The sequence below is a fragment of the Pseudomonas sp. FP2294 genome, assembly GCF_030687625.1.
GTDB lineage: Bacteria > Pseudomonadota > Gammaproteobacteria > Pseudomonadales > Pseudomonadaceae > Aquipseudomonas > Aquipseudomonas shahriarae.
Genome location: NZ_CP117441.1, coordinates 4,105,930 through 4,127,550, shown reverse-complemented (window position 1 = coordinate 4,127,550; position 21,621 = coordinate 4,105,930). Strand labels below are relative to the sequence as shown.

13 protein-coding genes are annotated in these 21,621 nt (G+C 61.4%); 7 read left to right on the top strand and 6 right to left on the bottom strand.

Annotated features, from left to right (window positions below; genetic code table 11):
* The first annotated feature begins 441 nt into the window (after positions 1 to 441).
* Complete coding sequence (gene rlmKL / locus PSH73_RS18330; protein WP_057439518.1) at positions 442 to 2,712, top strand: bifunctional 23S rRNA (guanine(2069)-N(7))-methyltransferase RlmK/23S rRNA (guanine(2445)-N(2))-methyltransferase RlmL; 2,271 nt, start codon at positions 442 to 444, stop codon at positions 2,710 to 2,712.
* 135 nt (positions 2,713 to 2,847) lie between these two features.
* On the top strand, positions 2,848 to 5,247 hold the full coding sequence (locus PSH73_RS18325; RefSeq protein WP_057960335.1) for a GGDEF domain-containing protein: 2,400 nt from the start codon (positions 2,848 to 2,850) through the stop codon (positions 5,245 to 5,247).
* 147 nt (positions 5,248 to 5,394) lie between these two features.
* On the opposite strand, the gene dacB is transcribed toward PSH73_RS18325, so the two are convergent.
* Positions 5,395 to 6,855 carry a D-alanyl-D-alanine carboxypeptidase/D-alanyl-D-alanine-endopeptidase gene (dacB, locus tag PSH73_RS18320; protein WP_057960334.1) on the bottom strand — a complete coding sequence of 487 codons (1,461 nt, stop codon included), beginning with the start codon at positions 6,853 to 6,855 and terminating at the stop codon, positions 5,395 to 5,397.
* Positions 6,856 to 7,092: 237 nt separating this feature from the next.
* Here dacB and PSH73_RS18315 point away from each other — a divergent pair, with 237 nt between their 5' ends.
* Positions 7,093 to 7,437, top strand: a complete 345-nt coding sequence (locus PSH73_RS18315) for a YggL family protein (RefSeq protein WP_057444922.1) — start codon at positions 7,093 to 7,095, stop codon at positions 7,435 to 7,437.
* A 53-nt stretch (positions 7,438 to 7,490) separates the two neighbouring features.
* Here PSH73_RS18315 and PSH73_RS18310 read toward each other — a convergent pair whose 3' ends face one another.
* Positions 7,491 to 8,681, bottom strand: coding sequence for a benzoate/H(+) symporter BenE family transporter (locus tag PSH73_RS18310; RefSeq protein ID WP_057439514.1), 1,191 nt, complete (start codon positions 8,679 to 8,681; stop codon positions 7,491 to 7,493).
* 219 nt (positions 8,682 to 8,900) lie between these two features.
* On the opposite strand from PSH73_RS18310, the gene PSH73_RS18305 reads away from it, so the two are divergent.
* The gene (locus PSH73_RS18305) at positions 8,901 to 9,665 is read left to right on the top strand and encodes a GntR family transcriptional regulator (protein WP_057439513.1); all 765 of its coding nucleotides are present in this window, start codon (positions 8,901 to 8,903) and stop codon (positions 9,663 to 9,665) included.
* A gap of 225 nt (positions 9,666 to 9,890) precedes the next feature.
* Here PSH73_RS18305 and guaD read toward each other — a convergent pair whose 3' ends face one another.
* From guaD to xdhA, 4 genes are all read right to left on the bottom strand, one after another.
* Positions 9,891 to 11,195 carry a guanine deaminase gene (gene guaD / locus PSH73_RS18300; RefSeq protein ID WP_057439512.1) on the bottom strand — a complete coding sequence of 435 codons (1,305 nt, stop codon included), beginning with the start codon at positions 11,193 to 11,195 and terminating at the stop codon, positions 9,891 to 9,893.
* Positions 11,196 to 11,202: 7 nt separating this feature from the next.
* Positions 11,203 to 12,045: a xanthine dehydrogenase accessory protein XdhC gene (gene xdhC, locus PSH73_RS18295; protein WP_057960333.1), complete on the bottom strand. Its 843-nt coding sequence runs from the start codon at positions 12,043 to 12,045 to the stop codon at positions 11,203 to 11,205.
* A 115-nt stretch (positions 12,046 to 12,160) separates the two neighbouring features.
* A complete protein-coding gene (gene xdhB / locus PSH73_RS18290; RefSeq protein ID WP_057439510.1) occupies positions 12,161 to 14,560 on the bottom strand; it encodes a xanthine dehydrogenase molybdopterin binding subunit in 2,400 nt (799 codons plus the stop codon).
* Positions 14,553 to 16,001 carry a xanthine dehydrogenase small subunit gene (gene xdhA / locus PSH73_RS18285; RefSeq protein WP_186625619.1) on the bottom strand — a complete coding sequence of 483 codons (1,449 nt, stop codon included), beginning with the start codon at positions 15,999 to 16,001 and terminating at the stop codon, positions 14,553 to 14,555. Before xdhA ends, xdhB begins: the two co-directional genes overlap by 8 nt.
* Positions 16,002 to 16,268: 267 nt before the next feature.
* Between xdhA and PSH73_RS18280 the strand changes: the two genes are divergently transcribed.
* The 3 genes from PSH73_RS18280 to zipA all read left to right on the top strand — a co-directional run bounded on the left by PSH73_RS18280 (position 16,269) and on the right by zipA (position 21,536).
* A complete protein-coding gene (locus PSH73_RS18280) occupies positions 16,269 to 16,928 on the top strand; it encodes a GntR family transcriptional regulator (protein WP_057439508.1) in 660 nt (219 codons plus the stop codon).
* A 2-nt stretch (positions 16,929 to 16,930) separates the two neighbouring features.
* The gene (gene smc / locus PSH73_RS18275; protein WP_305461151.1) at positions 16,931 to 20,419 is read left to right on the top strand and encodes a chromosome segregation protein SMC; all 3,489 of its coding nucleotides are present in this window, start codon (positions 16,931 to 16,933) and stop codon (positions 20,417 to 20,419) included.
* 253 nt (positions 20,420 to 20,672) lie between these two features.
* Positions 20,673 to 21,536, top strand: a complete 864-nt coding sequence (gene zipA, locus PSH73_RS18270; protein ID WP_057444921.1) for a cell division protein ZipA — start codon at positions 20,673 to 20,675, stop codon at positions 21,534 to 21,536.
* Positions 21,537 to 21,621: the final 85 nt, after the last annotated feature.

Here is a 21,621-nt window from a genome sequence, read left to right as displayed (position 1 = left end):
GGCGTGGCGAGCCTCTGTGTCAGCGTCGTTGTGGCGCTAACCTGTGTTGAGTTCTAACCAATAGGTCACATGGTTTCAATGATCGTTTTGTCATAAGCACGTAACGATAACGATGCTATAGCCATAAGCTGGGATGGCTTTTCGCCCCATTTATTGGGCAAAGCCAGCTATGATGTGCCCTGTATAGAGGATGGGTTTAATCCTTTAGTGAGAATACCCGCCGCTTGCAGTCGGTTATTATTCGACGAAGGGTCAGAGTATTTCCTTTTGTTGCACAAATTATCTCTCTGCCCCGGCAATCAAGGCCCTGCAGGTCTGGACACCGGGGTGGAACGGCACACATTCGTGCCACGCGAGCGCTCTTCAAGAAAAGCGCTTGATTGAAAACCGAACGCGCGATGCGTCGCCCGTTCACTTATTGCTGAAAAGCCTGGAATCCCCATGTCGGACCGTTACGAACTCTTCCTCACTTGCCCCAAGGGCCTCGAAGGCCTGCTGATCGAGGAAGCCGTCGGGCTTGGCCTTGAAGACGCCCGCGAGCACACCTCGGCTGTGCGCGGCATGGCCGACATGGAAACCGCCTACCGCCTGTGCCTCTGGTCGCGTCTGGCCAACCGTGTACTGCTGGTGCTCAAGCGCTTCCCGATGAAGGATGCCGAAGACCTGTACCACGGGGTGCTGGATATCGAATGGCAAGACCATATGGTCCCTGACGGCACCCTGGCGGTGGAGTTCAGCGGCCACGGTTCGGGCATCGACAACACCCACTTCGGCGCGCTGAAGGTCAAGGATGCGATTGTCGACAAGCTGCGCACCCCGACCGGCGAACGCCCGTCCATCGACAAGATCAACCCCGACCTGCGCATTCACCTGCGCCTGGACCGTGGCGAAGCGATCCTCTCCCTCGACCTGTCCGGCCACAGCCTGCACCAGCGCGGTTACCGCCTGCAGCAGGGCGCGGCACCGTTGAAGGAAAACCTCGCGGCGGCAATTTTGATTCGTGCCGGCTGGCCGCGCATTGCTGCTGAAAACGGCGCGTTGACTGACCCGATGTGCGGCGTCGGTACCTTCCTGGTGGAAGGCGCGATGATCGCCGCCGACATGGCCCCCAACCTTAATCGCGAGCAGTGGGGCTTCACCGCCTGGCTCGGCCACGTGCCGGCCCTGTGGAAAAAACTCCACACCGAGGCCAGCGAGCGTGCGGCCATCGGCATGAACAAGCCGCCATTGTGGATCCGCGGTTACGAAGCCGATCCGCGCCTGATCCAGCCTGCGCGCAACAACATCGAGCGTGCCGGCCTGAGCCACTGGATCAAGATTTACCAGGGCGAAGTCGGCACCTTCGAGCCGCGCCCGGACCAGAACCAGAAAGGCCTGGTGATCTGCAACCCGCCGTACGGCGAGCGCCTGGGTGACGAAGCCAGCCTGTTGTACCTCTACCAGAATCTCGGTGAGCGTCTGCGCCAGGCGTGCATGGGCTGGGAGGCGGCGGTGTTCACCGGCGCCCCGGACCTGGGCAAGCGCATGGGCATTCGTAGCCACAAGCAGTATTCGTTCTGGAACGGCGCGTTGCCGTGCAAGCTGCTGCTGATCAAGGTCAACCCGGACCAGTTCGTCACCGGCGAGCGCCGCACCCCGGAGCAGCGCCAGGCCGAACGTGAGCAAGCCGCTTACGACCAGGCCCCGACCGAGCCGCAAGAGCGCCAATACAACAAGAACGGTAACCCGATCAAACCTGCGCCTGCACCGGCGCCAGTGGTTGAGCAGGCGCGCTTGAGCGAAGGCGGGCAGATGTTTGCCAACCGCCTGCAAAAGAATCTCAAGCTGCTGGGCAAGTGGGCCAAGCGCGAGGGTGTCGATTGCTACCGCGTGTACGATGCCGATATGCCGGAATACTCCATGGCCATCGACCTGTACCACGATTGGGTGCACGTCCAGGAATACGTGGCACCGAAGTCCATCGACCCGGAAAAAGCCTCGGCGCGCATGTTCGATGCCCTGGCCGCCATTCCCCAGGCGCTGAACATCGACAAGAGCCGTGTGGTGGTCAAGCGCCGCGAGCGTCAGAGCGGCACCAAGCAGTACGAGCGCCAGAGCGCCCAGGGCAAGTTCACCGAAGTCAGCGAAGGCGGGGTGAAGCTGCTGGTCAACCTCACTGACTACCTGGACACCGGTCTGTTTCTCGACCACCGCCCGATGCGCATGCGCATCCAGAAGGAAGCAGCCGGCAAGCGCTTCCTCAACCTGTATTGCTACACCGCCACCGCCAGCGTGCACGCGGCCAAGGGCGGCGCGCGCAGCACCACCAGCGTCGACCTGTCGAAAACCTATCTGGACTGGGCGCGCCGCAACCTGTCCCTCAATGGCTTCTCCGACAAGAACCGCCTGGAGCAGGGCGATGTGATGGCGTGGCTGGAAGCCAGCCGTGATGAGTTCGACCTGATCTTCATCGACCCGCCGACCTTCTCCAACTCCAAGCGCATGGAAGGTGTGTTCGACGTCCAGCGTGACCACGTGCAATTGCTCGACCTGGCCATGGCCCGCCTGGCGCCGGGCGGGGTGCTGTATTTCTCCAACAACTTCCGCAAGTTCCAGTTGGAAGACAACCTGGGCGAGCGCTATGCCGTCGAGGAAATCAGCGATAAAACCATTGATCCGGATTTTGCCCGTAACCCGAAAATCCATCGTGCCTGGAAAATCACCGCACGCTGATCGACCTTGAAGCCGCAAGCCTGGATTTTTCCGGGCTCGCGGTTTTTTTACGCTGGTCAAAAGAGGGCTCGATGGCTATAACTAACCTCTTAGCCGAAGTAGCGCTCCTGCACGCTGGTGTTTCGAGTTTTGCCTATGCCGTTGCAAGCCGTCCGCCCGAAAATACTGGGATTTATCAGCGAGCAGGCATCCGCTTGGCTGGTGGCATTGGTGGTCTTGCTGGTGGGGGTGGCGCTCACCGCCGTGCTGGCGCTGACCACGGCCGATCGGCATCACCAGCAGGTCCGCCAGCGTTTCCAGTTATTGGTCAACGAGCGCTATAGCCGCCTGGAAGAGCGTTTCGAAGACCAGGAGCAGCGCCTGGGCAGCCTGCAGCGTTTTTTCGTCAACTCCCATGATGTTTCCCGCGAAGATTTCGATGGGTTCGCCCAGCCGTTGCTGTTGCGCGCCCGTGCCTATGCCTGGGCGCCCCGGGTAGCGCGTGATCAGCGCCGGGCGTTCGAACAACAGGTGTCACGCCAGCGTGGCGCGCCTTTCTCCATTCGTGAGTTGAATGAAGCCGGGGCGCTGGTACCGGCGCACGAGCGTGACGAGTACGTGCCGGTGTTGTACAGCCAGACCCAGAGCATCCTCGGCTCGCCCTTGGGGTTTGACCTGCTGGCCCAGCCGTTGCGCCGCTCGACGATCGAGCGGGCGTACCGTTCCGCAACCATTGCCGTATCCCAACCGATGTCGCTGGTGGGGGTGGAGCCGGCGTATACCATGGGCGTGTTGCTGGTAGCACCGGTCACTCGGCCGCCCACCGCGCAAATGCCCTACAACGAACCCTACGGTTTCGTCATGGCGGTGATCAGCATGCGCCAATTGGTAGCCGACGGTTTGCCCAAGCCCGCGCGGGATAACCTGGTGATGCAGATTGTCGACACCTCCGATACTCAACAGCAGGTGCTGTATGAGTCGGACAATCCCGTGGGCGATAGCAGCCTGGAGTCGATCCGCCGGCTGACCCTGGGCGATCATGTCTACGCCTTGAGCCTGCGTCCCAGCCAGGTGTTCGTGCAGGCCAATCACTCTTCGACGAGCAGTATCCTGGCCATGGGCGGTTTGCTCAGCCTGTTGCTCAGTGCCTTGCTCTATGTGCTGGTCAGCCAGCGGCAGCGGGCGCTGAGGCTGGTCCAGCAGCGTACGGGGCAATTGCACCAGCGCGAGTATGAGTTGCGTGGCGCCCATGGCCAGTTGCGCAGCGTGCTCAACGCCGCGACCCAGGTGGCGATCATTGCCACGGACTTGCGGGGCGTGATCAGCACGTTCAATGCCGGCGCCGAGAAGATGCTGGGTTATCAGGCCGACCAGGTGCTCGGTCACATGACCCTCGAAAGCCTGCACCTGGCGCCCGAACTGGAAGCCCGTGCGGTGCAGTTGAGCCAGGCGCTGGGCAAACGGATCATGCCCGGCCAGGCGATGCTGGTGGAGGGCAGCGACAGCCTGCATGAGGCCCGGGAGTGGACGTTGGTGCGCCAGGACGGCAGCCAGTTGACCGTGAATATGCTGGCCACGGCATTGCTTGACGAGCATGGCTTGTGGATCGGGCACCTGGCGATCTGCCTGGATGTCACCGAGCAGAAACGCGCGTATGAGGCCCTGGCGGCGCGGGATCGTTTGCTGAAAAAACTCAGTGCCCACGTGCCGGGCGGGATCTTCCAGTTCACCCTCGAACCCAATGACAACTGGCGGTTTATCTACGCCAGCGATGGTATTCGCGATATCTACGAAATCGACCCGGGGTTGCTGCAACAGGATGCCAAGCAAGTCTTCGAGCGTATTCATCCCCAGGACGCAGAGCGCATCCGCGCCTCTATCCGCCTGTCCGCGCTGCAGTTGAGTCACTGGCGCGAAGAATATCGGGTACAACTGCCGGGCCGGGGCCTGCGTTGGATCCGTGGCGAGGCGACGCCGGAAGAGTTACCCGGTGGCGGTACGCTATGGCATGGCTATGTGTCGGATATCTCCGATCTCAAGCGGGTGGAAGAAGAGTTGCGGGCACTGTCCATCACCGATTCGTTGACGGGTATCCATAACCGTCGCTACTTCCAGGATCGGCTGAAGGCCGAGATGAGTCGGGTGCGGCGTACGTCGGGGTCGCTGGCGGTGATCATGCTGGATATTGATCACTTCAAGCGCATCAATGACCAGCATGGGCACGCGGCGGGGGATGGTGTGCTGCAGGAGCTGTGCCGGCGTATCAGCCTGCGCCTGCGCCGCAGCGATGTGTTCTGCCGCCTCGGCGGCGAGGAATTCATGGTGCTGTGTCCCAATACCGATGGTGTCCAGGCCTACAGCCTGGCCGTTGAGTTGTGGGAAGTGCTGCGCAGTACGCCAATGGACGGCGTCGGCACGGTGACGGCGAGTTTTGGCGTAGCCAGTTGGCGGGTCGATGAGGGCGTGGATGGCTTGTTGCTGCGCGCGGATTCGGCGGTGTATGCGGCCAAGCAGGCGGGCAGGGATCGGGTCGAGGCGCAGCGGTTGCCTGCCTGAGCACCGTATACCTAATGTGGGAGCGGGCTTGCTCGCGATGACGGTGTATCAGTCGCCAGATGTATTGACTGACACACCGTCATCGCGAGCAAGCCCGCTCCCACATTTAGTCCGCAGTGGTTGCAAAAGGTTGGTAAGCCAACCGCTCTATAGGCCCGGCGCAGCCGCCGCCAGCTTCGGCTGGCGATACAGATCCAGCAGCACCTGGTCCAGCACCGACGATGCACCCCACGGCTTCGGATCGTTGAGAATCGCCACCACCGCCCAGGTATTGCCATTGTTGTCACGGCTGAAGCCGGCAATCGCACGTACTGTGTTCAGGGTGCCGGTCTTGACGTGGGCTTCGCCGCGCAGGGCTGTGGTTCTCAGGCGCTTGCGCATGGTGCCGTCACTGCCGGCAATCGGCATCGAGCTGATGAACTCGGCCGCATACGGGCTTCTCCAGGCGGCCTGCAGCATAGTCGCCATTTCCCGGGCGCTGACCCGTTCGGCACGGGACAGGCCGGAACCGTTCTCCATTACCAAGTGCGGAGCCGTGATGCCTTTTTTCGCCAGCCACTGGCGGATCACGCGCTGTGCTGCCCTGGCGTCGTCGCCGTCGGCATCGGTGCGGTATTGCGCGCCGAGGCTGAGGAACAGCTGCTGGGCCATGGTGTTGTTACTGTATTTATTGATGTCGCGGATGATCTCGGCCAAGTCCGGGGAGAACGTCCGGGCCAGGACCTTGGCGGTTTTCGGCACCGGGGCCAGCACATCGCGGCCCTGGATCGTGCCGCCCAACTCTTTCCAGATCGCGCGCACGGCGCCGGCGGTGTAGGTGGCATGGTCGAGCAGCGACAGATACGTCTGCGAGCTGCAGCCATCGCCCAACTGGCCGCTGACGGTCACGGTGACACTGCCGTCGGCGGCGGTGACCGGGTTGTAGCGCACATCACCGGTGCACTGCTTGGCGTTGCTGGCCTTGACCTGATTGTCGATCTGGATGCTGGCAATCGGCGGTTCCACCGAGACCAACACCTTTCCCGAATCATTGCGGGTCACAAAGCGCAGGGCCTTGAGGTTGACCAGCAGGGCGTCCGGCTTGACCAGGAACGGCTTGTTGGCATCGTTGCCGTCGTCGTTGAACTCCGGCAGTTGGGGCTGGATAAAGAAGCCGCGGTCCAGCACCAGGTCGCCGGTGACTTGCTGTACGCCATTGGCGCGCAGGTCGCGCATCAGCAGCCAGAGCTTTTCCATGTTCAGCTTGGGATCGCCGCCGCCCTTGAGGTAAAGGTTGCCCCGCAGGACGCCGCCACTGAGGGTGCCGTCGGTGTAGAACTCGGTTTTCCACTGATGGTTGGGGCCGAGCATTTCCAGGGCTGCGTAGGTGGTGACCAGTTTCATGGTCGACGCCGGATTGACCGACACGTCAGCGTTGAACACCGTGGCGCTGCCGGGGCCATTGAGCGGAATCATTACCAGGGACAGGGCATCGTTCTGCAGTTTGGCTTTCTTCAGGGCTTCCTGGACTTTGGGTGGCAGGGTGGTATTGATCGGGGCGGCGGTGACCGAGAGCGCCAGGGGCAAAAGGAAACTGGCGAGTAATAATGGACGCAAGGATTTGATCATAAGAAGTAAGACCCTACTGCAGAGGAGGGTGAATATAGCGGGGGCTATGTAAGAAAATCCCCCAGTGGTCATGAAAGTGTCGGCATTATGCCCCAAGGTGGGGCTACTTGTGCCTCAACCATAGCTGCAAATGATGGATTTTTTTCGCGCTATCGTGCCACCCGTCTTGGATTGCCGGGCAATTCGCGCCTTAAACTGGTAGAGTGCCGGCCGTTAATACTTAAGAGGATTGTTCCAATGGCGACTAACCGTTCCCGGCGTCTGCGCAAAAAACTGTGCGTTGATGAATTTCAAGAGCTGGGTTTCGAACTGAACCTGGACTTCAAAGAAGGTTTGGACGATGAGGCGGTTGACGCTTTCCTCGAAGCATTCCTGACTGAAGCGATGGACGGCAATGGCCTGGACTACGTGGGCGGCGATGACTTCGGTCTGGTCTGCAAAGCCACCCGTGGTTCGGTCAACGAAGAACAGCGTGCCGCTGTTGAAGCGTGGCTCAAGGCTCGCCCAGAGCTGACCCGCGTTGAAGTCAGCGAACTGCTGGACGCCTGGCATCCAGAGACACCGGTTAACCCGGCTGTCTGATGTCATGAAAAAGCGACCCGCCCGGGTCGCTTTTTCGTTTCAAGGTATTAAATTCAGGCCTTGCGCCAGTTCAGAATCACCAGCGTCAACACCCCCGCAACAATTCCCCAGAATGCCGAACCGATGGAAAACAGCGTCAACCCCGACGCCGTAACCATAAAGGTGATCAGTGCTGCTTCCCGCTCCTTGGGCTCATTCATGGCAATGCTCAGGCCATTGATGATCGAGCCGAACAACGCCAATGCGGCAATCGACAGCACCAATTCCTTGGGCAATGCGGCGAACAACGCCGCCAAGGTCGCGCCAAATACCCCGGCAACCCCGTAGAAAATCCCGCACCACACGGCGGCGGTGTAGCGCTTGTTGCGGTCCTCATGGGCATGGGGGCCGGTGCAGATGGCCGCGCTGATGGCGGCCAGGTTGATGCCGTGGGAGCCAAACGGCGCCAGCACCAGTGAGGCCAGGCCGGTGGCGGTGATCAGCGGTGAGGCGGGCACGTCGTAGCCATCGGCGCGCAATACCGCGACCCCGGGCATGTTCTGCGAGGTCATCGCCACCACAAACAACGGAATGCCGATGCTGATGGTCGCCGCCAGGGAAAAGTGCGGCGTGGTCCACACCGGCGTCGCCACTTCCAGGCTGAACCCGCTGAAGTCCAGGAGCCCCATCAACCCGGACAAGGCAGTACCGATCAGCAGCGCCGCCAGCACGGCATATCGAGGCGACAGGCGCTTGATGATCAGGTAGGTAAAGAACATGCCCAATACCAGGGCGGTACGGTGCTGCGCGGCGACGAAAATCTCGCTGCCGATCTTGAACAGGATCCCGGCCAGCAGCGCGGCGGCCAGTGAGGCAGGGATTTTCTTCACCAGTTTTTCAAAGCTGCCGGTGAGGCCACAGATCGTCACCAGTACCGCGCAGGTGATGTAGGCGCCAATGGCCTCGCCATAGCTGACCCCGCCCAGGCTGGTAATCAACAGCGCCGCGCCGGGGGTCGACCAGGCAATGGTGATGGGCGTGCGGTAGCGCAGGGACAGGCCGATGCTGCACACCGCCATGCCGATGGAAATCGCCCAGATCCACGAGGAAATTTGCCCGGTGGTCAGGCCGGCAGCCTGGCCGGCCTGGAACATCAGCACCAGGGAGCTGGTGTAACCGGTCATCATGGCGATAAAGCCGGCGACAATGGCCGAAGGCGAAGTGTCGGCCAGTGGGCGCAGCGGCGCCTGGGTCGCGTCGGTCATGGGGCGGTGTTCCTTGTACCTGGGAAATCGTGGAATCAAGCCTAAACTCAAACGTAACTGACTGTTGCAATACAGCCGGTGGCGCAAACAGCCGTACAGTGTGTTGGCGCAACGGGTTGTGTACAATGTGCGCTGTTTTTACGCGATACTTGCCAGCGACCGCTGTACTCTTATTACAGTCAACGTCAATTCGCCGCCGTTCTCCCGACCCGAGTGCCCATGAACGAACAGTTGCAGCCCCTCAAGAAACAGCCGCGAGCCGGTAAGGCCGGTCGCAGTGGAACCCAGGACGATATCGTCTACGCGCATATCTTCGAGGCCATCCTCGAGCAACGCCTGGCGCCCGGTACCAAATTGAGTGAAGAAGCACTGGGCGAGATCTTTGGCGTCAGCCGCACCATCATCCGTCGCGCACTGTCGCGCCTGGCCCATGAAGGCGTGGTGTTGTTGCGCCCCAATCGGGGTGCGGTGGTGGCCAGCCCAAGTGTCGAGGAAGCCCGCCAGGTGTTCCTGGCCCGGCGCCTGGTCGAGCGGGCGATCACCGAATTGGCGGTGCAGCATGCCTCGACCGAAGAGCTGGCCGAACTGCGGCAGATGGTCAATGACGAGCGCGACAGCTTCTCCCGTGGCGATCGCGGCGCGGGTATCCGGCTCTCTGGCGAGTTCCACCTGAAACTGGCCGAAGCGGCAAAAAATGCCCCGCTGATCAGCTTCCAGCGCAGCCTGGTGTCCCAGACCTCGCTGATCATCGCCCAGTATGAAAGCGGCAACCGCTCACACTGTTCCTATGACGAGCACACCCAGTTGATCGATGCCATCGAGGCTCGGGATGTGGGGTTGGCGGTGAACCTGATGATGCACCACATGGATCACATCGACAGCAAGCTCAACCTCGATGAGGAAAGTGCGTCGGATGATCTGCATGCGGTGTTCTCACATTTGCTGCAGACCAAGAAGCCGGGTCGCTCCTCTATAAAACTGTAAACCCCGATCAAACTGTGGGAGCTGGCTTGCCTTAATGCCAGTCAGTCAAGCGCAGATCCCCTGTGGGAGCGGGCTTGCTCGCGAAAGCAGTGGGTCATGGACCGACGTCTTCGCGAGCAAGCCCGCTCCCACATTTGATTTTCACTGCTTTGAGCATTGCGTTCGCTTAACTGATCGGCATTATGGCTTGCCTGCTCCCACATTGGTTTGTGATGCCCTTCAAAATCAGCGTTGATGCACCAGTTGGCCGGCTGCATACGTCTGCATCACCGCCCGATCATCCCCCAGCGTCATCAACACAAACAACGTCTCGGCAATGTCCTTGGCCTGCTTCAAGCGATAGCTGAGCAGTGGCGTGGCGTTGTAGTCCAGTACCAGGAAGTCGGCATCGGTGCCCGGCTGCAGGGTGCCGATCTTGTCTTCCAGGCGCAGCGCTTTGGCGCCGCCCAGGGTCGCCAGGTACAGCGATTTGAACGGGCTCAGACGTGCGCCCTGCAATTGCATGACCTTGTAGGCCTCGTTCAGCGTCTGCAGCAGCGAGAAACTGGTACCGCCCCCCACATCCGTGCCCAGGCCCACATTGAGCTGGTGCTTCTCGGCCATCGGCAGGTTGAACAAGCCGCTGCCGAGGAAGAAGTTCGATGTCGGGCAGAACGCGACCGCTGAACCGGCTTCGGCCAGGCGCGCGCATTCGTCGTCGCACAGGTGTACGCCATGGGCGAATACCGAACGTTCCCCCAGCAGCTTGTAGTGGTCGTACACGTCCAGGTAGCCGCTGCGCTCCGGGAACAGCTCCTTGACCCATTGCACTTCCTGCAGGTTTTCACTGATGTGCGTCTGCATGTACAGGTCCGGGTATTCCCCCAGCAACTGCCCGGCGAGGGTCAACTGTTCCGGTGTGCTGGTAGGCGCGAAGCGCGGCGTAACGGCGTAGTGCAAACGGCCTTTGCCGTGCCAGCGTTCGATCAGCGCCTTGCTCTCCTGGTAGCCGGATTCGGCGGTGTCGGTCAGGTAGTCCGGCGCATTGCGGTCCATCATCACCTTGCCGGCGATCATGCGCAGGTCGAGCTTCTCGGCAGCCTCAAAAAATGAGTTCACCGATTGCGGGTGCACACTGCCGAACACCAGGGCGGTGGTGGTGCCATTGCGCAGCAGTTCCTTGATAAAGATATCCGCCACTTCTTCGGCGTGGGCCTTGTCGGCGAACTGGCTTTCACAAGGGAAGGTGTAGGTGTTGAGCCAATCCAGCAGTTGTTCGCCGTAGGCCCCGACCATGCCGGTTTGCGGCAGGTGGATATGAGTGTCGATCAGGCCGGGGGTGATCAGCGCGTCCTGGTAATGGGTGATTTCGATATCGGCCGCCAGCGTCGGCAGCAATTCGCTGGCATGCCCGAGGGCGCTGATCTGGCCGTTGTCGATCACCAGCAGGCCGTCCTCGAAATACTCATAGGAGGCGTCAATCCCGACGATGGCGGGGTCGGCGAGGCTGTGCAGAATGGCGGCACGGTAGGCTTTACGAGTCAAAGGCATGGTCGTCTCAATTCATAGCTTGGCTGCGGCGAGATACCGGCAGCAGTTTGGCAATGGGTTCGGCGCTCGCGGTGTGCTGGCCGAAGTTGGCGTTATAGGTGGCGATGATCTCGCCGGCGATGGAGATGGCGATTTCCACCGGCAATTTGCCCTTCACCTCGGTGAGGCCCATGGGGCAGCGCATGCGTTGCAACTGCGCAGCCTCGAAGCCGCGCTCACGCAGGCGGTGTTCAAACTTGACGCGTTTGGTCTGCGAGCCGATCAGGCCGAAGTAGGCAAAGTCATTGCGCTTGAGCAGGGCGGCGGTCAGTTCCAGATCCAGTGGGTGATTATGGGTCATGACGATGCAGTAACTGCCCGCAGGCAGGTCGGCAATTTCATCGACCGGCTCTTCGCTGACGATTTTACGCACGCCCTGGGGGATATGCTCCGGGAATTCCTGTTCCCGCGAGTCGATCCAGCGCACCCGGCACGGCAGGCTGGCCAGCAGCGGCACCAGGGCGCGACCGACATGGCCGGCGCCGAACACGGCAATCTGCGCCTGCACCTGGCCCATGGGTTCGAACAGCAGCACGGTGACGCCGCCACAGCACTGGCCGAGGCTGGCACCGAGGCTGAAGCGCTCCAGATGGGTGTTGTGCTGACCGCTGGCGAGCATGTCGCGGGCGATCTGCATGGCCTTGTATTCCAGGTGGCCGCCGCCGATGGTGTCGAAGGTTTGCGCGGCGCTGACTACCATCTTCGAACCGGCATTGCGCGGCGTGGAGCCGAGCTCTTCGATAATGGTCACCAGCACGCAGGGTTCACCCTGGTGTTGCAGGTCGGCGAGGGCGCTGATCCAGTTGTTCATGTCTACCTCAACATTGCTGTTGTCAGTCAGGCCGTCATCGCGGGCAAGCCCGCTCCCACAAGGGAATGCATTCCAAATGTGGGAGCGGGCTTGCCCGCGATGGCAGCACCTCGGTCTAGAGCGAAGCCATCTCGGTCTCAGCCTCAACCACCGTCGCCGCCTGCAATTGACGCATCTGCTCACAGCCCCACAACACCCGCTCCGGGGTCGCCGGCGCATCAATCTTCGGTTGATGGCGATAGTCACCCAGGCTCGCCACCGCATCCTTGATCGCGCACCACGAAGCAATCCCGAGCATAAATGGCGGTTCGCCCACGGCCTTGGAATGGAACACCGTGTCCTCCGGGTTCTTGCGGTTTTCTACCAGTTTGACCCGCAAATCCAGGGGCATGTCCGCCACGGCCGGAATCTTGTAGCTGGCCGGGCCATTGGTCATCAGCTTGCCCTTGTTGTTCCACACCAGCTCTTCCATGGTCAGCCAGCCCATGCCCTGGATAAAGCCGCCTTCGACCTGGCCAATGTCGATGGCCGGGTTCAGCGAGGCGCCCACGTCGTGGAGGATGTCGGTGCGCAGCATCTTGTACTCGCCGGTCAGGGTGTCGACGATCACTTCGCAGCAGGCCGCGCCGAAGGCGAAGTAGTAGAACGGCCGGCCCCGCGCCTGGCTGCGGTCGTAGAAAATTTTCGGGGTCTTGTAGAAGCCGGTACTCGACAGCGACACCTGGGCGAAATACGCCTGCTGGATCAGCTCCTCGAACGTCAGGATCAGCTCACGCACCCGCACATGGCCGTTGTGGAATTCCACATCCGCCTCGCTGACGTCGTACTTGCGCGCAGCGAACTCCACCAGGCGTTGCTTGATGGTTTCGGCGGCGTTCTGCGCGGCCTTGCCGTTCAGGTCGGCGCCGCTGGAGGCGGCGGTCGGCGAGGTGTTGGGCACCTTGTCGGTGTTGGTCGCGGTGATCTGCACCCGGTCGATTTCCACCTGGAAGATCTCGGCCACCACTTGCGCGACCTTAATGTTCAGGCCCTGGCCCATCTCGGTGCCGCCATGGTTCAAGTGGATGCTGCCGTCGGTGTAGATATGGATCAACGCGCCGGCCTGGTTGAGGAAGCTGGCGGTAAACGAAATACCGAACTTCACCGGCGTCAGCGCCAGGCCCTTTTTCAGGATCGGGCTGTGGGCGTTGTACAGGCGGATCGCTTCGCGGCGTTCGGCGTACTGGCTGCTGGCCTCAAGCTCGGCGGTCATTTCTTCGAGCATGTTGTGCTCGACGGTCTGGTAGTAGTGGGTGACGTTGCGCTCGGTCTTGCCATAGTAGTTGGCCTTGCGCACGGCCAGCGGGTCCAGGGCCAGATGGCGGGCGATGGCGTCCATCACTTCCTCGATGGCGACCATGCCTTGCGGGCCGCCGAAACCACGGTAGGCGGTGTTGGAGGCGGTGTTGGTCTTGCAGCGATGACCGTTGACGGTGGCATCGCCCAGGTAATACGCGTTGTCGGAGTGGAACATCGCCCGGTCGACAATCGAGTTCGACAGGTCCGGCGAGCAGCCGCAGTTACCCGCCAGGTCCAGATTGATCCCGTGCAGGCGGCCGTTGTCGTCGAAGCCCACGTCGTATTCGATGTAGAACGGGTGGCGCTTGCCGGTCATCAGCATGTCTTCGACCCGTGGCAGACGCATCTTGGTCGGCTGGCCGGTCAGGCGCGCCACCACTGCGCACAGGCATGCCGGGCTGGCGGCCTGGGTTTCCTTGCCGCCAAAACCACCGCCCATGCGGCGCATATCCACCACGATTTTGTTCATCGACACGTCCAGTACTTCGGCCACCAGTTTCTGCACTTCGGTGGGGTTCTGGGTGGAGCAGTAGACGATCATGCCGCCGTCTTCGGTGGGCATCACCGAGGAGATCTGGGTCTCCAGGTAGAAGTGTTCCTGGCCGCCGATATGCAGGGTGCCCTGGATACGGTTTTTCGCGCTCGCCAGGGCGCTCGCCGAATCACCGCGCTGGTGGGTGTGGCTGTCCAGCACGAAATGTTTATTGCGGAAGGCCTCGACCACATCCAGCACCGGCTCCAGGTCTTCGTATTCGATCACCGCGGCCATGGCCGCCTTGCGTGCGGTTTCCAGGTCGCGGGCGGCGACGGCCAGGACTACCTGGCCGACGAACTGCACGGTGTCGATGGCCAGCAACGGGTCGCCGGGCATCAGCGGGCCGATGTCTTTCAGGCCCGGTACGTCTTCGTGGGTGATGACAATGCGCACACCGTCAAAGGCGTAGCAGGGTGCGGTGTCGATACTGAGGATTCGGGCGTGGGCGCGGTCGGACATGCGCGCATACAGGTGCAACTGGTTGGGGAATTCCAGGCGATCATCAATGTACTGCGCTTCGCCCGACACATGCTTGGCGGCGCTGTCATGCTTGACGCTACGCCCGACCCCGGACGTCAGGTCCTGGGCAAACAGCGCGGCCATTTCGGCTTGGGTTTTTACCACGGCGTGATGGTTAGACATAAGCGGTCACCCGAGTCTCGATGTGCGGCGTTTGCAGTTCGATGAAGTATTTGCGCAGCAGGTTCTGGGCGCTGAGCAGGCGGTATTCCTTGCTCGCACGGAAGTCCGACAGCGGGGTGAAATCCTCGGCCAGGGCCGCGCAGGCTTTCTCCACGGTGGCGCTGTTCCAGGTGGCGCCGATCAGCAGGGCCTCGCAGTGTTGTGCGCGTTTGGGGGTGGCGGCCATGCCACCGAAGGCGACGCGGGCATCGCTGATCACCCCATTGTCGAACTTCAGATTGAAGGCTGCGCAGACTGCCGAGATGTCATCGTCCAGGCGCTTGGAAACCTTGTAGGCGCGAAACAGCGCGTGGCCCTTGGGCACGATGATCTTCTCGATGAACTCACTGTCCTGACGGGCAGTGACGCGGTAGTCGATAAAGTAGTCTTCCAGGGCCAGGGTGCGGCGCACGTTGCCCTTGCACAGCACGATCTGCGCGCCGAGGGCGATCAGCAGCGGCGGCGAGTCACCGATGGGCGAGGCGTTGCCGATATTGCCGCCGAGGGTGCCCTGGTTGCGGATTTGCAGGGAGGCGAAGCGGTGCAGCAGGTCGCCGAAGTCCGGGTACTCGTGGTGCAGCGCGCTGTAGCAGTCGGAGAGGGCGGTAGCGGCGCCGATTTCCAGGCGGTCGTCAAAGGTCTCGATGCGCTTCATGGCTTCAATGTTGCCGACGTAGATCATCACCGGCAGCACGCGGTGGAACTGGGTGACCTCCAGCGCCAGGTCGGTACCGCCGGCCAGCAGCCGGGCTTGGGGGTAGGCGTCGTAGAGGTCGGCCAGGTCGGCGACGGTCAGGGGCACCAGGCAGCGTTTGTCGCCGCTGTTCAGTTCGCCGGTTTGCGTCGGCGCGATGGCCTTGAGGCGGGCGATGGTCTGCGCCTCGCGGCTGTCGAACTGGTCCTGGGGCTTGTTGCAGCAGGCTTGCTCGGCAGCGGCCAGGATCGGCCGGTAGCCGGTGCAGCGGCACAGGTTGCCGGCCAGGGCTTCGTGGGCCTTGGCGCTGTCGGGGGCGTCGCTGTTTTTTTGCAGGGCGAACAGCGACATTACAAAACCGGGGGTGCAGAAACCGCATTGGGAACCATGGCACTCGACCATGGCCTGTTGCACGCTGTGCAGTTGGCCCTGGTGCTTGAGGTCTTCCACGGTGATCAGTTGTTTGCCGTGCAGGGATGAGACAAACGTCAGGCACGAATTGAGGCTGCGATAGCGAATCTGCTCGGCACCTTGCTCGTCGGTATGCAGCTCGCCGACTACCACGGTGCAGGCACCACAGTCGCCGCTGGCGCAGCCTTCCTTGGTTCCGGATTTGCCCAGGTGCTCACGCAGGTAGTTGAGCACAGTCAGGTTCGGGTCCAGGTCATGCTCGCTACGGAGCTCCTGGTTGATTAAAAACTGGATCACGGAAGGCCTCGCAGACTCATTATTGTTGTTAACCGCTTTGCGCCGAATCTAGTCATGTCTGACTTTTCGGTCAACGATTTTCTGACCAGAAGGTCAAGAAAATGCGATTGCAACACCTTTGATTATGGTTCAGATCCCTGTAACCGCCGTTTTCAGGGGCGCCTGGGCTTTATCGTCTGCTTATTTCATGCCAAATTCGGCGTTGCTGGCTCAGTGATTGCGCTACACTGCCGCCCTTGTACCGATAGCAGATTTTGAAGGGAAAACATGACGTTCAAGGCGCCGGATAGTCTTGCCGAGCAAATCGCTCACCACCTCGCCGAACGCATCATTCGCGGCGATCTCAAGCCTGGGGAGCGGATCCAGGAACAGAAAGTCACGCTGGCGCTGAATGTCAGCCGTGGCTCCGTGCGCGAAGCCTTGCTGATCCTCGAGCGACGGCACCTGATCGCCATCCTGCCGCGCCGTGGCGCCCACGTCACGGAGCTCACCGCGCACAAGGTGCAGAGCCTGTGCACGCTGATGAGCGAGCTGTACATCCTGCTGGGCAATGCGGTCGCCGAAGGCTGGCAGACCCAGGCCGACATGGCGCCCTTCGTGCAGATCCAGCAACGGCTGGTGAGCAATTTCGAGCGCCAGGACATCCGCGCTTTTGTCGAAGAATGCTTCAATGTCATGCGCGCCGCATACCCCTTTGCCAATAACCCGTACCTGCAGGAAACCGTCGAAAATCTGCAACCGGCGATGAACCGCGCCTATTACCTGGCCCTGGATCAACGCAAGGCGTCGATGAGCGAGTACCTGGCGCTGTTCGAGCAACTGCTCGCCGCTGTACTGGCCCGTGATCTGCCGCAGATCCGCCAAGTGCTCTCGGCCTATGGCCAGCGCAGTTGTTCACTGGTTATCGCAGCCCTGGCGGACGCCTAAGCGTGCGGCTCAAATGCATCAAACTGGCGGGGTTCAAATCCTTCGTCGACCCGACCACGGTGAACTTCCCCAGTAACATGGCGGCAGTGGTCGGGCCCAATGGCTGCGGCAAGTCGAACATCATCGACGCCGTGCGCTGGGTGATGGGCGAGAGCTCGGCGAAAAACCTGCGTGGCGAGTCGATGACCGACGTCATCTTCAATGGCTCCACCAGCCGCAAGCCGGTCAGTCAGGCCAGCATCGAACTGGTGTTCGACAACTCCGACGGTACCCTGGTGGGTGAATACGCCGCCTACGCGGAAATCTCCATCCGCCGCAAAGTGACGCGCGACAGCCAGAACAGTTACTTCCTCAACGGCACCAAGTGCCGGCGCCGCGACATTACCGACATCTTCCTCGGCACCGGCCTGGGCCCGCGCAGCTACTCGATTATCGAGCAGGGCATGATCTCCAAGCTGATCGAAGCCAAGCCCGAGGACCTGCGCAACTTTATCGAGGAAGCGGCCGGTATCTCCAAGTACAAGGAGCGCCGCCGCGAGACCGAAAACCGCATCCGCCGCACCCACGAAAACCTCGCGCGCCTGACCGACCTGCGTGAAGAGCTGGAGCGCCAGCTGGAGCGCCTGCACCGCCAGGCCCAGGCCGCCGAGAAATACCAGGAATACAAAGGCGAAGAACGCCAGCTCAAGGCGCAACTCTCGGCGCTGCGCTGGCAGGCCTTGAATGACCAGGTGGGCCAGCGCGAAGCGATTATCGGCACCCAGGAAATCAGCTTCGAAGCCCTGGTGGCTGAGCAGCGCAATGCCGACGCCAGCATCGAACGCCTGCGTGACGGTCACCATGACTTGTCCGAGCGCTTCAACCTGGTGCAGGGCCGCTTCTATTCGGTGGGCGGCGATATTGCGCGGGTCGAGCAGAGCATCCAGCACGGCCAGCAGCGCTTGCGCCAGTTGCAGGATGACCTGAAGGAAGCGGAGCGAGCGCGCCTGGAAACCGAGTCGCACCTGGGCCACGACCGCACCTTGCTGCTGACCCTCGGCGAAGAGCTGGACATGCTCATCCCCGAGCAGGAAATCACCAGCGCCGCCGCCGAAGAGGCCGCCGCCGCCCTGGAAGAATCCGAAACCACCATGCACGGTTGGCAGGAACAGTGGGATGCGTTCAACCTGCGCTCCGCCGAGCCGCGGCGCCAGGCTGAGGTGCAGCAGTCGCGCATCCAGCAACTGGAAACCAGTATGGAACGCCTGGCCGAGCGCCAGCGCCGGGTCCTGGAGGAGCGCGCCTTGCTGGCCGCTGCCCCGGAAGACGCGGCGATCATGGCGCTGAGCGAGCAGTTGGCCGAAAGCGAAATGACGCTCGAAGAGCTGGAAGCCAGCGAAGAACAGCAAGTGGAGCGCCTGGAGCAATTGCGCCAGGAACTGCAGCAGGCGACCCAGGCGCAGCAGCAGGCCCAGGGTGATTTGCAGCGCCTCAACGGGCGCCTGGCCTCCCTTGAAGCCTTGCAGCAGGCGGCACTGGATCCCGGCACGGGCACCGCAGAATGGCTGCGTGACCAGCACCTGGCCGAGCGTCCGCGCCTGGCCGAAGGCTTGAAGGTCGAAGCCGGTTGGGAACTGGCCGTGGAGACCGTGCTTGGCGCGGATCTGCAGGCGGTGCTGGTGGATGACTTTGGCGGGTTTGACCTGGCCGGTTTCACCCAGGGCGACTTGCGTCTGCTCAGCCCGGCAGCCGATGGCACCCGCGTGCCGGGCAGCCTGTTGGATAAAGTCGAGGCGCCGATTGATCTGTCGCCCTGGCTGGGCCAGGTCAAGCCGGTGGAATCCCTGGAACAGGCCCTGGCGTTGCGTGGCCAATTGGCCTCTGGCGAAAGCCTGATCAGCCGCGACGGCTACTGGGTCGGCCGGCACTTTTTGCGGGTGCGCCGCGCCAGTGAAGCCGAAAGCGGCGTATTGGCCCGTGGCCAGGAAATCGTCAACCTGAGTGCCGAGCGCGAAGAGCGCGAGGCGACCCTGGAGTCCCTGGAAACCCAACTGCAAACCCTGCGCGCCACCCAGCGCCAGCAAGAGACCGGCCGCGAACATTTGCGCCGCCTGTTGCAGGACGAAGCGCGCCAGCAGGGCGAACTGAAAGCCCAGCTCTCGGCCAGCAAGGCCAAGGCCGAGCAGTTGACCCTGCGCCGTACCCGTCTCGATGAAGAAGTGGCCGAGATGGGCGAACAGCGCGCCCTCGAACATGAACAAGTCGGCGAAGCGCGCCTGCAGTTGCAGGACGCCCTCGACAGCATGGCCCTCGACACCGAGCAGCGTGAACTGCTGCTGGCCCAGCGTGACAGCCTGCGCGAACGCCTCGATCGGGTACGCCAGGAAGCGCGCCAGCACAAGGATCACGCCCACCAGTTGGCGGTGCGCCTGGGCTCGTTGCGCGCTCAGCACGATTCCACGCGCCAAGCCCTGGAGCGCTTGGAGATGCAGTCCGAGCGCCTGACGGAAAAGCGCGAGCAACTGAGTCTCAACCTGGAGGAGGGCGAGGCGCCCCTGGAAGAGCTGCGCTTGAAGCTCGAAGAGTTGCTCGATAAACGCATGAGCGTCGACGAAGAACTCAAGACCGCGCAGATCGCTCTGGAAGACGCCGACCGCGAACTGCGCGACGCAGAAAAGCGCCGGACTCAGGCCGAGCAGCAATCACAATTGATCCGCAGCCAGCTCGAACAGCAGCGCATGGAATGGCAGGCCCTGACGGTGCGCCGCAAAACCTTGCAGGATCAGTTGCTGGAAGATGGCTACGACCTGCACGGCGTGCTCAATACCTTGACCGCCGAAGCCAACGAGAAAGAAGCCGAAGAAGAACTTGAGCGCATTGCCGCGCGCATTCAGCGACTCGGCGCGATCAACCTCGCCGCCATCGACGAATACCAGCAGCAGTCCGAGCGTAAACGTTACCTGGATGCCCAGAACGCCGATCTGGTGGAAGCCCTGGACACCCTGGAAAACGTCATTCGCAAGATCGACAAGGAAACCCGTAACCGCTTCAAAGATACCTTTGATCAGATTAATGGCGGTTTACAGGCCTTATTCCCAAAAGTTTTCGGCGGTGGCAGCGCTTACTTGGAACTGACGGGCGAAGATCTACTCGATACAGGGGTAACGATCATGGCGCGGCCTCCGGGCAAGAAGAACAGCACCATCCATTTGTTGTCCGGCGGCGAGAAGGCCCTGACCGCATTGGCCCTGGTGTTTGCCATCTTCAAGTTGAACCCGGCGCCGTTCTGCATGCTCGATGAAGTTGACGCGCCGCTGGATGACGCTAACGTTGGACGCTATGCCCGCCTGGTTAAAGAGATGTCCCAGACGGTGCAGTTCATCTATATCACCCACAACAAGATCGCCATGGAAATGGCGGATCAATTGATGGGGGTGACCATGCATGAACCGGGCTGTTCGCGACTGGTGGCGGTGGATGTGGAAGAGGCGATGGCGATGGTGGAAAGTTAGCGCCAAGTTGCTAGCTTCAAGGGGCATGAGTGTCGGCTTGAAGCTTATGATTTGTAGCTTAATTCCTGCGTCAGCCGACACATTTTGCGCCAACTGTGTAAAGTTATCTTTGGTCGTGCTAGTTTAATGTCAATTTTTCGTATGCGTGGGCAAAACGTCAGTCAGAACATAGAGTTGGCGCCACGTTTTAAAGCGGTTTGCACGGTGCTAAACCCCTTATTTTTCAGCATTTTTTATAGAGGCAAGGGATTACATGGAAATCGGTCTGCGCGAGTGGCTGATCGTCATCGGCATTATTGTAATAGCCGGTATTCTTTTTGATGGCTGGCGCCGTATGCGCGGCGGCAAGGGCAAGCTGAAATTCCGTCTGGACCGTAACCTGTCCAATCTGCCCGACGACGACGGCGCTGCCGAGCTGCTGGGGCCGCCCCGTGTCCTGGACACCCATAAAGAGCCGCAGCTGGACGAGCACGACCTGCCGTCGATGAGCGCCCCGGTGCGTGAAGCCCGCGAACCGTCGTCCAAACGTGGCAAGCGCGGCAGCGCTGCTGTGGCCGAGCCGCATCAGGGCGACCTGAACCTCGACGTGGACGAAGGCCCGAGCTTCAGCAGTCGCGATGGTGATTTCCCGGATGAAAGCCCGGCCAAGAGCGCGCCACGTGAGTCCACCAAGGACCAGCCGGCAGCTGAAGAAGTGCTGGTGATCAGCGTGATCTGCCGTGACGCGGCCGGCTTCAAGGGCCCGGCGCTGTTGCAGAACATCCTGGAAAGCGGCCTGCGTTTCGGCGAGATGGATATTTTCCACCGTCACGAAAGCATGGCCGGCAACGGTGAAGTACTGTTCTCCATGGCCAACGCGGTCAAGCCGGGCACCTTCGATCTGGACGATATCGACCTGTTCAGCACCCCGGCCGTGAGCTTCTTCCTCGGTCTGCCAGGCCCGCGTCACCCGAAACAGGCGTTCGACGTCATGGTGGCCGCAGCCCGCAAGCTGTCCCAGGAGCTCAATGGCGAGCTCAAGGACGACCAGCGCAGCGTGCTAACCGCCCAGACCATCGAACACTACCGTCAGCGCATCGTCGAGTTCGAGCGTCGCGCCCTGACACAGAAACGCTGAGGACGGGTCTTCAGCGTTGTCAGTAGAATTAAGCGCACTAACATATTGAGCAGCTTCGGCTGCTCTTTTGCTTTATGAGAGAACA

What these genes read in the sequence shown, in the direction of transcription:
- rlmKL (WP_057439518.1), top strand. Translation starts at nt 442, where the DNA reads ATGTCGGACCGTTACGAACTCTTCCTCACTTGCCCCAAGGGCCTCGAA.
- PSH73_RS18325 (WP_057960335.1), top strand. Translation starts at nt 2,848, where the DNA reads ATGCCGTTGCAAGCCGTCCGCCCGAAAATACTGGGATTTATCAGCGAG.
- dacB (WP_057960334.1), bottom strand. Translation starts at nt 6,855, where the DNA reads ATGATCAAATCCTTGCGTCCATTATTACTCGCCAGTTTCCTTTTGCCC.
- PSH73_RS18315 (WP_057444922.1), top strand. Translation starts at nt 7,093, where the DNA reads ATGGCGACTAACCGTTCCCGGCGTCTGCGCAAAAAACTGTGCGTTGAT.
- PSH73_RS18310 (WP_057439514.1), bottom strand. Translation starts at nt 8,681, where the DNA reads ATGACCGACGCGACCCAGGCGCCGCTGCGCCCACTGGCCGACACTTCG.
- PSH73_RS18305 (WP_057439513.1), top strand. Translation starts at nt 8,901, where the DNA reads ATGAACGAACAGTTGCAGCCCCTCAAGAAACAGCCGCGAGCCGGTAAG.
- guaD (WP_057439512.1), bottom strand. Translation starts at nt 11,195, where the DNA reads ATGCCTTTGACTCGTAAAGCCTACCGTGCCGCCATTCTGCACAGCCTC.
- xdhC (WP_057960333.1), bottom strand. Translation starts at nt 12,045, where the DNA reads ATGAACAACTGGATCAGCGCCCTCGCCGACCTGCAACACCAGGGTGAA.
- xdhB (WP_057439510.1), bottom strand. Translation starts at nt 14,560, where the DNA reads ATGTCTAACCATCACGCCGTGGTAAAAACCCAAGCCGAAATGGCCGCG.
- PSH73_RS18280 (WP_057439508.1), top strand. Translation starts at nt 16,269, where the DNA reads ATGACGTTCAAGGCGCCGGATAGTCTTGCCGAGCAAATCGCTCACCAC.
- zipA (WP_057444921.1), top strand. Translation starts at nt 20,673, where the DNA reads ATGGAAATCGGTCTGCGCGAGTGGCTGATCGTCATCGGCATTATTGTA.